The organism is Nitrosomonas europaea, assembly GCF_900167395.1.
GTDB classification, from domain to species: domain Bacteria; phylum Pseudomonadota; class Gammaproteobacteria; order Burkholderiales; family Nitrosomonadaceae; genus Nitrosomonas; species Nitrosomonas europaea.
This window is the reverse complement of record NZ_FUWK01000033.1, coordinates 20,425-32,863: the sequence shown is the minus strand read 5'-3', so window position 1 is coordinate 32,863 and position 12,439 is coordinate 20,425. Positions and strand designations below refer to the sequence as shown.

Sequence of the window (12,439 nt, the reverse complement as noted above, 5' to 3'; positions counted from 1 at the left end):
CTGTTCTGGAAAAAGATGTCATTTTCTGCAGCGATGGTGCGGCTGTTTATCGATCCGTGGCCCGCAGTCTTGGAATCACCCATCGTCCCGTCAATCTTGCTGCCGGGGTTCGAGTCATCGCTGGTGTCTATCATATTCAGAACGTTAACGCTTACCACAGCCGGCTCAAACAATGGATGAAACGATTCCATGGCGTTGCTACCCGGTATCTGGAAAATTACCTCGGATGGTTCAGGTGGCTCGATCAACAGGAAAATCTCAGTTCACCTATTGTCCCACTGCAAGCCGCTCTCGGCCGGGAAAATCAGTTTCAACTGTTAACGAATACATAGCCTTTCTAATACCTGAAAAGGAAGGTCAGAGCGGGATGGGTGTTATTTTCAGAAGGCGACTGCACCAAAGCGAGGTAAACATGGCGATCGATACCGCACCGATTACCGAGCATGGCGTGGCCATTCTGCCAGAACAGGCATGGGAGCATGCGCTATACCAAGATACATCGGTAAATATCATATGTGTTACCGACTTCTGACATTTAGTGCAGTCGTCTTCTGAAAATGACAGATATCGAGTATATCGAAGTCGTCCGTGGCACCAACGATCCACGTTACGGTCTGCACAACATCGGCGGCAAATGGTTCTACACCTCGGATGCCGGCGGCCTGAAGGCCGGCCTGATTGCTCGCATTTACAGCCATGAGGCGAAATCCCCTGGCTACATGACTGCCAGCGAACTCGCCGCTGACTGCTGGCAGTCCGCCCCCCGCAATGCCAACGACCACGACAGCCGCGACATGCAGCAGTTGAGCGGCCATCTGGATTATCAACTCAGCCAGAACCTGGCCTACAGTAGCCAACTGTATTACAACAGCATCAATGATGATCGTCATGTCACCTACAGCAGCTACTCAGGCAGTACCCTGCCACGCCAACGCCGCCTATGGAACGAGAAACACCTGGGCTGGATCAACACACTGACTTGGCAGGCTAACGAGCAAATCGCCATCGAGGGCGGCTTCAACTACGAACACCAGAACAACCGCTATCGTCGCTATCGTTACGCCTATGCCGAGCCGATAAATTTCTCCACACCTGCCTCGACAGCCAACGACGACAGCTATACCCTCGACAACTTCGGCGCCTACGTTCAGGCAGTCATCAAACCGGGTAGATCCTGGAAGATCGTACCAGCGATCCGAACTGACACGTTCAAGGGACACACCACGCTCAACGCGACCGGACAGACCTATCCCTTGCAAGATTACGACTGGATCAACCAGCCCAAGCTGAGCATCGTATATAGTCCGTCGGCAGCCTTCAGCGTCTATGGCAACTGGGGACGTACCTTCCAGATCGTCACCGGATCCCGCTCACCGGCCTACCTGACTACTGGTACTGCTGAAATCAAGCCGTCAATCAATACCGGCATCGAACTGGGCACCAAGTTCCGTCTGACTAAGCGGACAGAAGCCCGAATCGCGCTCTGGCAGCAGGATGCCACTGCCGAGGTCGCCAACCTGCCGAGCGCCAATGCAACGCAGAACCTGGGAGAAACACGCCGCAAAGGCGTCGATTTCCAGATTTCGTGCAGATTTACGAGGCAGGAGGTGAAGTATAAAATCTATGACTGCAACCGGATGATCGGCTTGATCGTGATGCCCTTTTCACTATCCTCGGCAGCCTGATTGATCTGATCGAGGGAATAAAACTTCACCAGCCTGTCGAAAGGAAATTTCCCTTGCTGGTAGAGCTCGACCAGTGCCGGGATGAAAAGGTCCGGCTTACTGTCCCCTTCGACGATCCCGATGATGCGCTTGCCTGTCGTCATTACGCCGTTAACATCGAAACTCGCCTCAGTACCCAGTGCAGGCGCGCCGACGATACCGCATGTCCCCCGGATCGCCAGTGCATCGATGGCCTGGCGCAATACGGCCGGGCGTCCACTCGATTCCAAAGTGAAATCAGCCCCTCCATTAATAATCTTGTGAACCGCTTCAACAGGATCCGTTTCACGACTGTTGATGGTATGGGTCGCGCCAAGTTCCATTGCCAGCGCCAAGCGTGAAGGAACTACATCGACAGAAATGATTGTCGTAGCACCGGCAGCATGTGCCGCCATCACCGCACTCAATCCTACCGCACCCCCGCCGAATGCTACAAAACTGCTGCCCGGGCTGACTTTAAGTGTATTAATGACCGCCCCGGCACCCGTCTGAATGCCGCAACCCAATGGCCCAAGTAGTTCCAGTGGTGCAGTTTCGGGTACTTTGATCACATTGCGTTCATGCACCAGAGCAAATGTGCCAAATGATGATTGTCCAAAAAAATGATCGTGAATCGGTCTCCGGGTGTCGTTTGCCAGACAGGTCGAAGTACTGCCGTCTTCACGTACTCCCCCGAAATTCAGCGCATAAAAATGCTCGCAGTAGGTCAGATCGCCACGCAGGCAGGGTTTGCAATGACCGCACCACATATAGGTAAGTACAACATGGTTACCAACTGCCACTTTTCTTACACCATCACCGATCTGTTCAACGATACCTGAACCTTCATGCCCGAGGACTACCGGTAGCGGTACATCATAAAGCTGGTCACGAGCCACCATGTCGGTATGACACATCCCGGTCGCTACGATGCGTACCAGCACCTCATCGGTACGCGGCGCTTCCAGCCTCAGATCTTCGATCTGAAAAGGCCCGCCTTTCTGGTAAACCACTGCAGCCCTGATTCGTCTCATCTGTACTCCTCGCTTTGAGATGGTCATTTCTTGTACAAAGAACAAATACAGTCAACGAATGCCTGATTTTCCCGGTGCCAGGATCCCGTTAGGATCCAGCGCCTTTTTAAGTGTTCTGTGAATATTTCTCTGTACCGGGCCATAGGTTTCAGCCACCTTATCCATGAACGCCGTATTGACACGATAAATTCCATACCCTCGTGCAGAAAATTCGGTCAGTAACTCGTCAAAACACTGATAGGCTGCTTTCGTTTGCTCTGCATCGGTCTTGTCGTACAAGACATCGACGATATGGTGCATATCACGCATCCCGACGATAAATTCACCGGAATAATCCAGCCCGTACTTGGCAAGAATCTGCTTGGTCAGCGCCATCTGCTTGAGTGTTTCGCTTCCTCGCGCCTGGGAAACAGGTGCGAACCACATCGACCCGCCACCTCCACGCCAGTTATACAGCGAAAATTCTGTCAATGTCATTTCTCCACGCATGAGCTTGGTGCGATAAGCAAATGCAGGATCATTTGCCGCTTCCTGCTCTGTCAGGATTTTGGCCTTGCCCGACTGACCAAATGCCTGTGTCACGATCTTCCAGTTCACATCAATCTGTTCCTGCGTGCCATAGAGCGCCGCATACACATTCCAGATCCCGAGTTTATGATCTTTCATAATCCGGTAAACGGCCTCATCCGGAATCGAACCCGGTCCGCTCACATAATCACCCCGCCGCGCTTTCACAGGTGCTTCATACAGCGCATGTGCAATAACGACTGCATTTGGAATGACTCCACTGATACGCAGCGGGCGGATCGTTTCCACGATTTCCACGATGTCTTCTTCATGTTCGTATTGAATCACGAATGGCTTGAACGCCGGGGGTTCAGGCATCAGCCAGAATCCGAATTTGGTAACGATGCCATAGTTGGACTGCGTAAAAATACCATCCAGATAGGGGCCATACCCCCATTTGAATACCTGCCAGGTATTAGAGTTAGGCATCGATCCCATCCCCGTGCGCAGCACTTCACCATTGGCAAGCACCACTTCCATACCGCAAGCGAACAGAAAATGTTCTCCATAGGGTGTATACCCGACACCACGATCCAGCGTATTACCAACCGGCCCGGCAATGGCTGAAGGCGCAGGCATGGATAACCACAGACCCAGTTTATGTTCTTTGATGTAATCGTAGAGCTGCTGGTACGTCACCCCGGGCTCAACCAGGGCAAAGGCCAGATCCTTATCCACTTCGAGGATACGATTCATACGTTTGAGATCGAGCACTATCTGACCGCGCTCCGCCGGAGCTGCCGAACCATAACCTAAATTTTTGCCGGTGGAAATCGTCCAGACCGGTATCTTGTACTGATTACAAACCGCAACGATTTTCTGGATCTGTTCAACCGTTGTCGCCAGCAATGCGATGGAGGGCGTATGCTCGGCATCAGGAACCGGCATCATGGTCTTGGTATAGGGTATAAGCTGTTCCGCACTGGTGAGTACGGCGTCATCGCCCAATATTCCGCGAAAATGACCGACAGCCGCCTCGAAATCTTTTTCTGATACTCCTTTCGGCAATGCAATATATTTACTGGCCATACTGTATTCTCCCTACACGTCGATTACAAATGAGGCGAAATTTACTCCCGACAACCCTTTATGATCCGGATGACCCTGGCCTGACCGATATACGAATGCGCGCTCAGAACATGATTCCCGGTTTATTTTCATCCCCAGTGCAGCTGCTGCAACTGCATAACCGGTAGCTTCAACCCAGTCACCGGATTGCGGATATTCAACTGTCGTACTACCTGCTGTTTCATTCCGGCTGGCAGTAGAGGCAATGGTCCGGGAAAATAAGGATTCCTGATTTTTTGATGTTTCCCAGCCGAGCAGCCGGCCGGCTTCCGGAAGCGGTACACCAGCACAATACAAACGGGTTACAGGCTGATCAGCCCGGTGATACGGCAAAAATTCCGGGAGAGATAGTGCAGCATTTTCTATACTTTCCCCCGCTGATTGCGTGAGAAAACGTTCGACAATCGAGAAACTGTACTGCTCGCGAGCCAGCATCGATGCCAGTAACCCTCCTGTACTGTAGGCTGGTGATGCCGCAGCCCATACATGACGCAACGGCAGAGCCGCATGATCACCGGCTGCAAAAGTATGTGAGCCTGATGCCAGCAGATGAGCGGCGGAATTTCGTATCAGCTCAGTAAATATGGCTGCATCGGCATGATCCATGACAGCAATCCAGCGCGTATTCCGCGATTGCATCAACAAATCGACCAAATGCAAAAAACCGGTTGATAACTCACTTTCGAACCGGAATACCGGTAACGCACCATGATGGCGGCTGCCATGGTTGAAACAGGCAGACTGCACACCTTTTGCAAATGATTCGGCACCGGTGGTATTTCCCAATAATAGCCGGCAATTTCGTGTGCTGTCGAAAAGCGGCCCAACCGATGCCGCTCGAGCAATTCCGGGCACACCAAGAGCCAGGAAAGTTCCACTGGCAAACATACCTTTGATGAAGTCACGTCGGGTTTCATCCATGGAGCAGGACCTCCTTCAATACTGAGATGCTTTCTGAGAAATGAAATCTGCCACTTTTGCCAGTGATTCATCGTCGATTTCAGAAGAGCGAAAAGCGGGCATGGCCCGGCTTCCATTACGAACGATCGCACGGATATAGATTGCAGGAAGTTCACGGTTACGAATTTGCGGCCCGACATTGGCCTCATGACAATAAGCACAGATTTTGGCGTAAATTTCTGCACCATCCTTCCACGCGAAACCGGTACCGGGCTTCTCTTCTTGTGCCGACCATGCACTGTTCATTAATATGGCAGTAAACAGGAAACCAGATACCGCGGCTTTTAATTTCAGTTTTTTCATACGGATTCTCCACTGAGTTTCATCACGATTCCAAATGTTCCAGGCCGATGATACTGAATTCGCATATTCCGTCAGCAGCCTACTGCCAGAGAAAGCTCGTTACTTTCCTGCCCATGATTTCTCCGTTGAATACAGTCCGTGCTGTCGGGGTATCGACACAAGCGACACCATAGCAGACATGCAATGGCAACAAGTGTTCTTCTCTTGGATGACAGAATCGGGCAAAAGGCGCCTTTTCCCACTCGATCAACCGCTGTTCACGCATTTCGGGCGCAATTGCCGGATGGGTGCATGTTTCAATCAGCCAGTTGTCAAATGCCTCATTTTCTCCGCGGCCATCAACCGTGCTCGAGAAAAATGCTTTCAAATTGTGAAATGACATGCCTGAACCGACGATCAGAATATTTCTGCTTCGCAAAGCGGTAATGGCTTTGCCAAGCGCAATATGCATTCGAGGATTCAGGTTATTCAACAACGACAACTGGACACAAGGAATCCGGGCTTGTGGAAACATCAGCTTGAGCGGTACAAACATCCCGTGATCGAAACCGCGTTGTTCATCGAGTCTCGCCGGAATACCGTTTGCTGTCAACAGGGTATAAATTTCATTCGCCAGCCCGGGATGACCAGGCGCTGCATATTGAATTTCGTAAGCCGCAGCAGGAAATCCATAATAATCATAAATTATTCCAGGTTGACTATTGCTCGTTATCGTCGCCTGTTCCTCTTCCCAGTGGGCACTGATAATCAGAATTGCTGGCGGTTCACCCAGCTCGGTCGCGATTTCTCTCAGAAAGGAGACCATCTTCTCATGCTCTTTGTCACCCAGAACAGGTAACGGCCCGCCACCGTGCGGTAAAAATAAAACGGGCGCAAGCGCTTGTGATACCCGACTCATCATTAAAAAACATCCGTTGACAGAAAACACGAGTGTTGCCAGTCTAGTGTACTCCATCGATCAGGAAAGGTAAGCACTTCAAACCTACCCGATCAAATCAGGGCAGGGATATTCATGCACCCGTCATGAATCAGGTTGAAATTGCGCAGTTCCACCTTTACCGGAAATCATGTTTTCTTCGGTGTATGATGACAGCAGAATTATCCTGTCATCTTCTGGTATCACCCTTTACAAAATCTGCGGTAATGTTCAACCCATCGAGAGATCAAGCACGCCGGCTGTTTTTTGATACCTGGCAGAAATATCATCGAAAAGAACCGTTATCCGGCATGGAAACCATTGCGCTGGAAGTCATTCTGCAGCACCCGGAATATCATTCCATGCTGCAGGACGTGGAACGTTATCTCGACAAAGACTTCCCGCCTGAACTGGGTGAGACGAATCCCTTTCTGCACATGAGTATGCATGTCGCTATCCGCGAGCAGCTTGCCATTGATCAGCCGGCTGGTATCTTGCAGCGTTTTGAGCAACTGAAAACCAGATTGCAGGGAGATGAACACGAAGCGATGCATCACGTAATGGAATGCCTTGCAGAGATGCTCTGGCATTCACAGCGCAACCAGACTGCGCCTGATGCTGGAATTTATCTTGAATGTATGGATAAACGCATTGGAAACAAATAAAAAAGCGGAATGTACCCGACCCCGGGACACACTCCGCTTCTCAGCCTCCGTATAAATAACGGAAGCGGTTTTACCGCTTGACTTGTAATCCTGACTGGCTGGAATAGTAAAACGCCAGATTGTCGATATCTTCCGCACTCAAGGCAGCTGCCATACCAGCCATGACCGGATCCTTACGTACCCCTGATTTGTAATCTTTCAATACTTTCTCGATGTAGGTTCTGGGCTGGCCGCCAATTTTCGGAAACATTGGCACCGGACTGTTGCCATCCAGACCGTGACAGGATGAGCATATCTCCTCTGCTTTCTTTTTCCCGGCTTCAATATCTGCTGCGCTTACCTGTCCCGATAAAAAAAATATCAACCCGCTGACTGCGGCCACCAAATAGCTTTTCATGTTGTTTATATCCCCCTGGATTAAGAAGAGTAATCAATTACCGGCGTAATAAGCAGCCAACGCATCGATATCCTCATCGGAAAGTGTCCCTGCAATACCAACCATGGTTGGATGGTTACGCTCTCCGGATCTGTAATCTTTCAGTGCTTTGACCAGGTAAGCTGAATGCTGTCCACCCAGTTTTGGCACATGATAAACATGTGGGTACGCAGTACGATATCCCTCTATACCATGACAGCCTTGGCACATGACAATTTTGCTCTGGACCGAATCAGTATTCCCGGCTGCACTTGCCATGCCGGAAAACGACAGAATCATGCCAGAAGCGATAAGTAGTTTAATGGCTGCTGCCTTTTTCACTTTTGCATCCTCCTCTCAAAAAAAGCGAACTTTAAACGATGGGGGTCGTTTAGTCAATGAAGCCTATCGCTATGTCCCTGTTGTGTATAAGGAAATTTATTTTTCTAGTTCTTCTTGCGGGCTGATTCTGCCATGGTCTGCTTATGTTCCAGCGCCTCCCAGCGAGTATAGTATAGGGAAAGCTCCTTTTCCAGTGCTGCAGCACGCGCCTGCAATTCCATTGCTTCATTATGGTTATTCTTGTAAAGGGCAGGATCACTCAGTTTCCGGGTAACCACTATCTGCTCTTGTTCGAGTACATCGATTTTCCCCGGCAGCGCTGCAAGCTCATTTGTCTCCTGATAACTCAAACCGGCAGGAAGGGATGACTTGTCTTTCCTGATCTGGCCGAGTCCGGCTACCGGCACGGGAGAATCACTGTTCTCTTTTCGGATGGCTTTCGTAGCTGATCTGGATTGCAGCCATTCCTGATAGCCGCCGGCATATTCACGCAAATGCCCGTTTCCTTCAAATACGATGGCCTGAGTAACCACATTATCAATGAAGGCACGATCATGGCTGACCAGAAAAAGTGTGCCGGTATAGTCCTGCAATAACGTTTCCAGTAATTCGAGCGTCTCGATATCGAGATCATTGGTAGGCTCATCCAGAATCAGCACATTGGCCGGACGCGTAAACAGGCGAGCGAGCAACAACCGGTTGCGTTCACCACCGGACAGAGATTTCACGGGTGAGCGGGCACGCTGAGGCGGAAACAGGAAATCCTCCAGATAACTGATGACATGCCTACGCTTACCATCGATTTCAATAAACTCCGAGCCCTGGCTGATGGAATCGACCAGCGTCATATCTTCATTCAGCTGCTCTCGCAACTGATCAAAATAGGCAACGGACAAGCGGGTACCCAGCCGAACCATCCCGCTATCCGGCTGCAATTCGCCCAGTATCAGTTTCAGCAGGGTAGATTTACCAGCACCATTGGGGCCCAGCAATCCGATACGATCACCCCGCATGATGCGACAGGAAAAATCCTGAATGATGGTCTTATCTCCAAAACTTTTGGTCACATGCTCCAGTTCCGCGACCAGCTGCCCGGAATGCTGCCCGGCATCCACCCGGAAATTGACATTACCGATCCGCTCCCGCCGGGCAGCACGTTCCAATCTCAGTGCTTCCAGCCTTCTTACCCTGCCCTCGTTGCGGGTGCGTCTGGCCTGAATGCCTTTGCGTATCCAGACTTCCTCCTGATCCAGTACCTTATCGAACTTTCTGTTATGAACCGATTCGACTTCCATCAATTCAGCTTTCTTTTGCTGATATGCAGAGAAATTACCAGCAAAACTTTTCAGCTCACCGCGATCCAGTTCAATGATACGGGTCGCCACGTTATCCAGAAAACGCCGGTCATGGGTAATGAAAATCACGCTGCCGGGAAAATTCTGCAATGTTTCTTCCAGCCATTCGATGGAGGAAAAATCCAGATGATTAGTGGGTTCATCCAGCAACAGCACGTTTGGCGATACAACCAGTGCCCGTGCCAGCGCCACCCGTTTTCTGGCCCCCCCTGACAATGTGCCCGCAATGGCATCTTCCGGCAGTTCGAGCCGGTTGATCACTGTTTCCACCTTATGATGCAGACTCCAGCCATTTTGGGCTTCCAGCACTCCCTGCAAATGCTGCATGCGATCGAGCAGTGCTTTGGTATCCGCCCCCTCCTCTCCCAGTGCGTGAGAAACTTCATGATAATCCAGCAGAGTCTGCGCCAGCGTACCCAGGCCGCGCGCCACTTCGGCAAATACGGATGCGCTCTCATCCAGCGTCGGTTCCTGCGGGATGTAGGCGACATTCATCCCTGGCGCCACCCACAGTTGTCCATCATCCAGCTTGATCTCACCTGCCAGAACGCGTAACAGGCTGGATTTACCGGCACCATTGCGCCCGATCAGCCCGATCCGTTCACCCGGGTCGAGTTGAAGCGCGGCATGATCGAGTAAAGCATGATGACCAAAAGCCAGGCAGGCGTTGTCGAGCGTAAGAAGTGGCATGGCAGAATTATTGATAACGAGACAGGTTAACCCTGGCGCTATTATATACCGTCACCGACCATGGGGTTTCAGTCCGCCAGCAGACAACCGCAATTCCACTGAATTTGCCATGGGCCGGTACTGCCGGAGTATTTGACACATCAACCTCATTCCCTATACCTTCTTCCTCTCAAGAACGCTTTCTCTTTCGAACAATCATGCCCTCAGAAAAAATTGCACTGACCCAGACGGTACAGAAAGGCGGGTGTGCTGCCAAGGTTGCAGCAACGGAACTGCGCCGGATTTTGCAGCAGGTCGGTTTTCCAGCTGCGCACCCCGCACTGATGGTGGATGGCCGGTATTTCGACGATGCTGCCATCTACCGGGTCAATGAAGAAACTGCTCTGGTACAGACGTTGGATTTCTTCACGCCAATCGTCGATACCCCGAAGCTTTTCGGTGAAATCGCTGCCGCCAATGCGCTCAGCGATGTTTATGCCATGGGCGGCAGACCGGTGACAGCCATGGGTATTCTGGCATTTCCGCTGGCGGCTCTGCCCGAACAGGTCATCGTCGATGTTCTGCAAGGCGCCAGCGACAAGATTGCCGAAGCTGGTGCCAATTTCGTTGGAGGCCATTCGATCGACGATGACACCCTGAAGTTTGGCCTGTCGGTCACCGGGTTTGTCAATCCTCGTCAGGTATGGACCAACGCTGGCGCCAGACCCGGAGATCATCTGATTCTGACCAAGGCGCTGGGAACGGGCACCATGACAGCCGCAGTGAAACGACAGCAACTGCGTGAGGAAGACATCATCGAAGCGCTCGATAGCATGACAGCCATCAATAACGCTATCGACTGCATGTCGCCGGATTTACAGGCATCCATTCACGCTGCCACCGACATCACGGGATTCGGTTTTTCCGGCCACGCCATGCAACTGGCGAATGCCAGTGATGTCACCCTGTGCATCGAAACCGGCAACCTCCCCCGGTTTGACAAGACTTTCCATTGCCTGGAAAACGGTTGCCTGACCAAAGCACACCGGACAAACGCGGAATACACCACACCACACATCGACGATTCAACACTGGATGCGCTGCATAAACTACTGATCCATGACCCGCAGACCAGCGGCGGTTTGCTGCTGAGTGTAGCACCCGAAACCAGTCAGACCATGCTGCAGGCGTTGCACACCCGGTTCCCGTCTGCCGTCATAGTGGGAACCGTTCACCCCCATCAAGACAAAGCGGTACAGTTTGCGTAATCCAGACATCGGCATCGATGACCTGACGGCCTTATTCATAGCAGATACGCCGCTGATCGACGTACGTGCACCCGTCGAGTTCACGCAAGGATCTCTGCCCGGTGCAGTCAATCTGCCCATCCTCAACGATGAGGAACGTGCCCTTGTCGGCACCACCTACAAGCAACAAGGCTCTGAAGCGGCCATCAAACTGGGCTATGAGATGGTTTCGGGTTCAGTCAAACAAAATCGACTGCAGCAGTGGCTCGATTTCATCCATCAGCACCCTCGAGCCATACTGTATTGTTTCCGTGGGGGCAAGCGTTCACAGATCACACAGCAATGGCTGAGGGATACCGGTATTGACAGCCCCCTGATCACCGGCGGTTATAAACGGGCAAGACAATTTTTAATCAGTACCATCGACCGGTTCAGTGAACATCGTAAACTGCTGGTGATTACCGGGCCGACGGGCAGCGGCAAAACTCGGCTGATCCACGACATCAGCAACAGTCATCCAGTCCTCGACATCGAAGCCCTTGCCCGGCATCGCGGCTCCGCCTTCGGCGGAATGTCTGTTCCTCAACCTTCACAAATCGATTTCGAAAACCACCTGGCCGTCAACCTGCTCAAGCTGGAACAAAACAACCTGTCTGAACCGGTAATCGTGGAAGATGAAAGCCGGCATACCGGCAAAGTATATTTGCCTGACAGTTTTTTCCATCATCTGCGCAATTCGGAAATCATCTGGGTAGATGAACCCCTTGCCACCCGAGTAGATAACATTTTTGAGGATTACATCCTCACTACACCGATCGGCCAGGCACAACGGATTCGGCAAGCGATCCCGCCACTGGCTTCAACGGTTGAAACTCGGGAAATACTGCGTCAGCAGGCAAGGCAGCTATTTGACAAATACGCCGGTGCCTTGCAGGCAATCAGTAAGAAACTGGGAGGAGACAGATTTCAGGAAGTGTCAGAAGATCTGGAAAATGCACGATCCGACTTTGAAAACAAAAATGAAATTCAATCGAACAAAATCTGGATCGAAAAACTGGTGAGATACTACTACGACCCACTGTATCTCGGATCACTGCAGCGCCGTCGCGTAAACCCCTGTTTCAAAGGATCGGGGCAGGCCGTAATGGATTATCTTCAGGCTCGTAAATAAGGCTCTATATTACGCAGTCCCGCA

General features: G+C 51.4%; 14 protein-coding genes. 6 read left to right on the top strand and 8 right to left on the bottom strand.

Translation table 11 applies throughout. The annotated features are described in order from the left end of the window. The 3 genes from B5D58_RS10250 to B5D58_RS10245 all read left to right on the top strand — a co-directional run. Positions 1–332 (top strand): IS1595 family transposase (locus B5D58_RS10250; RefSeq protein ID WP_143779572.1); only part of this gene is annotated, 332 nt, incomplete at its 5' end. A 35-nt stretch (positions 333–367) separates the two neighbouring features. Further along, a complete protein-coding gene (locus B5D58_RS13900; protein WP_158297458.1) occupies positions 368–532 on the top strand; it encodes a hypothetical protein in 165 nt (54 codons plus the stop codon). Between the two features lie 25 nt (positions 533–557). Further along, a complete protein-coding gene (locus tag B5D58_RS10245) occupies positions 558–1,685 on the top strand; it encodes a TonB-dependent receptor domain-containing protein (protein WP_050731239.1) in 1,128 nt (375 codons plus the stop codon). Here the strand turns inward: B5D58_RS10245 and B5D58_RS10240 are convergent. The 5 genes from B5D58_RS10240 to B5D58_RS10220 form a co-directional block, all read right to left on the bottom strand. Continuing rightward, positions 1,622–2,737, bottom strand: coding sequence for an NAD(P)-dependent alcohol dehydrogenase (locus B5D58_RS10240; RefSeq protein ID WP_011111360.1), 1,116 nt, complete (start codon positions 2,735–2,737; stop codon positions 1,622–1,624). The two genes, B5D58_RS10245 and B5D58_RS10240, sit on opposite strands and share 64 nt — an antisense overlap. Positions 2,738–2,788: 51 nt before the next feature. Next, the gene (locus B5D58_RS10235) at positions 2,789–4,333 is read right to left on the bottom strand and encodes an FAD-binding oxidoreductase (protein ID WP_011111359.1); all 1,545 of its coding nucleotides are present in this window, start codon (positions 4,331–4,333) and stop codon (positions 2,789–2,791) included. 12 nt (positions 4,334–4,345) lie between these two features. After that, complete coding sequence (locus B5D58_RS10230) at positions 4,346–5,293, bottom strand: hypothetical protein (RefSeq protein WP_011111358.1); 948 nt, start codon at positions 5,291–5,293, stop codon at positions 4,346–4,348. Positions 5,294–5,308: 15 nt separating this feature from the next. Continuing rightward, positions 5,309–5,635: a c-type cytochrome gene (locus B5D58_RS10225; RefSeq protein WP_011111357.1), complete on the bottom strand. Its 327-nt coding sequence runs from the start codon at positions 5,633–5,635 to the stop codon at positions 5,309–5,311. Between the two features lie 79 nt (positions 5,636–5,714). Beyond that, positions 5,715–6,536: a DODA-type extradiol aromatic ring-opening family dioxygenase gene (locus B5D58_RS10220; protein ID WP_041356519.1), complete on the bottom strand. Its 822-nt coding sequence runs from the start codon at positions 6,534–6,536 to the stop codon at positions 5,715–5,717. 242 nt (positions 6,537–6,778) lie between these two features. Here B5D58_RS10220 and B5D58_RS10215 point away from each other — a divergent pair, with 242 nt between their 5' ends. Continuing rightward, positions 6,779–7,216 (top strand): DUF1841 family protein, encoded by a 438-nt coding sequence (locus B5D58_RS10215; protein ID WP_041357074.1) that lies wholly within the window; start codon positions 6,779–6,781, stop codon positions 7,214–7,216. A gap of 70 nt (positions 7,217–7,286) precedes the next feature. Here the strand turns inward: B5D58_RS10215 and B5D58_RS10210 are convergent, their stop codons facing one another. From B5D58_RS10210 to B5D58_RS10200, 3 genes are all read right to left on the bottom strand, one after another. After that, on the bottom strand, positions 7,287–7,613 hold the full coding sequence (locus B5D58_RS10210; protein ID WP_011111354.1) for a c-type cytochrome: 327 nt from the start codon (positions 7,611–7,613) through the stop codon (positions 7,287–7,289). A 33-nt stretch (positions 7,614–7,646) separates the two neighbouring features. Further along, complete coding sequence (locus tag B5D58_RS10205; protein ID WP_011111353.1) at positions 7,647–7,931, bottom strand: c-type cytochrome; 285 nt, start codon at positions 7,929–7,931, stop codon at positions 7,647–7,649. A 146-nt stretch (positions 7,932–8,077) separates the two neighbouring features. Further along, positions 8,078–10,018: an ATP-binding cassette domain-containing protein gene (locus B5D58_RS10200; protein ID WP_011111352.1), complete on the bottom strand. Its 1,941-nt coding sequence runs from the start codon at positions 10,016–10,018 to the stop codon at positions 8,078–8,080. A gap of 197 nt (positions 10,019–10,215) precedes the next feature. Here B5D58_RS10200 and selD point away from each other — a divergent pair, with 197 nt between their 5' ends. Together selD and mnmH are read left to right on the top strand one after the other, a co-directional pair. Continuing rightward, positions 10,216–11,265, top strand: a complete 1,050-nt coding sequence (gene selD / locus B5D58_RS10195) for a selenide, water dikinase SelD (protein ID WP_041356517.1) — start codon at positions 10,216–10,218, stop codon at positions 11,263–11,265. After that, positions 11,258–12,415, top strand: a complete 1,158-nt coding sequence (mnmH, locus tag B5D58_RS10190) for a tRNA 2-selenouridine(34) synthase MnmH (RefSeq protein WP_011111350.1) — start codon at positions 11,258–11,260, stop codon at positions 12,413–12,415. Before selD ends, mnmH begins: the two co-directional genes overlap by 8 nt. Positions 12,416–12,439 lie beyond the last annotated feature (24 nt).

Bases quoted from the DNA above. Each gene is read 5' to 3' on its own strand.
- B5D58_RS10215 (WP_041357074.1), top strand. From the start codon at position 6,779: ATGTTCAACCCATCGAGAGATCAAGCACGCCGGCTGTTTTTTGATACC.
- B5D58_RS13900 (WP_158297458.1), top strand. From the start codon at position 368: ATGGGTGTTATTTTCAGAAGGCGACTGCACCAAAGCGAGGTAAACATG.
- B5D58_RS10230 (WP_011111358.1), bottom strand. From the start codon at position 5,293: ATGGATGAAACCCGACGTGACTTCATCAAAGGTATGTTTGCCAGTGGA.
- B5D58_RS10235 (WP_011111359.1), bottom strand. From the start codon at position 4,333: ATGGCCAGTAAATATATTGCATTGCCGAAAGGAGTATCAGAAAAAGAT.
- B5D58_RS10240 (WP_011111360.1), bottom strand. From the start codon at position 2,737: ATGAGACGAATCAGGGCTGCAGTGGTTTACCAGAAAGGCGGGCCTTTT.
- B5D58_RS10210 (WP_011111354.1), bottom strand. From the start codon at position 7,613: ATGAAAAGCTATTTGGTGGCCGCAGTCAGCGGGTTGATATTTTTTTTA.
- B5D58_RS10205 (WP_011111353.1), bottom strand. From the start codon at position 7,931: ATGATTCTGTCGTTTTCCGGCATGGCAAGTGCAGCCGGGAATACTGAT.
- B5D58_RS10200 (WP_011111352.1), bottom strand. From the start codon at position 10,018: ATGCCACTTCTTACGCTCGACAACGCCTGCCTGGCTTTTGGTCATCAT.
- selD (WP_041356517.1), top strand. From the start codon at position 10,216: ATGCCCTCAGAAAAAATTGCACTGACCCAGACGGTACAGAAAGGCGGG.
- B5D58_RS10225 (WP_011111357.1), bottom strand. From the start codon at position 5,635: ATGAAAAAACTGAAATTAAAAGCCGCGGTATCTGGTTTCCTGTTTACT.
- B5D58_RS10245 (WP_050731239.1), top strand. From the start codon at position 558: ATGACAGATATCGAGTATATCGAAGTCGTCCGTGGCACCAACGATCCA.
- B5D58_RS10220 (WP_041356519.1), bottom strand. From the start codon at position 6,536: ATGATGAGTCGGGTATCACAAGCGCTTGCGCCCGTTTTATTTTTACCG.